Annotated in this window: 1 protein-coding gene; it reads left to right on the top strand. The window is 37.0% G+C overall.

Annotated features, from left to right (window positions below; translation table 11 throughout):
* The coding region (locus DC53_RS22875; protein WP_033032808.1) for a hypothetical protein at positions 1 to 205 on the top strand (205 nt) is incomplete at its 5' end.
* Between the last annotated feature and the right edge of the window lie 106 nt (positions 206 to 311).

Genomic DNA, 311 nt, shown 5'->3' with positions numbered 1-311 from the left:
GATATTTGACCAAGCTATGGAAGGCTTTGTAGGTGTTAAATATACTCCGCAATCTGTTTCAACACAAGTTGTAGCAGGAATGAACTATCGTTTTAAATCTCTAGCTTCTATGCCGCCTTCTGATGTGGTATGGGAAGCGATAGTAGAGATATACCAACCACTAAATGGTAGTAGACCGTATGTAACTGGTATTACTAGACTGTAAACTAAACTACATCGTGCAATAGATAGAAAGAGGAAACATCTAACACATCTTATCTATTTTACCAGAAAACCGCCTACTTGGGCGGTTTTCTATTTTTATTAATGAT

It is taken from the genome of Pseudoalteromonas fuliginea (assembly GCF_000690055.1).
Classification (GTDB): domain Bacteria; phylum Pseudomonadota; class Gammaproteobacteria; order Enterobacterales; family Alteromonadaceae; genus Pseudoalteromonas; species Pseudoalteromonas fuliginea.
Note: the sequence above shows the minus strand (reverse complement) of the source record. Positions and strands in the feature narration are given on the sequence as shown.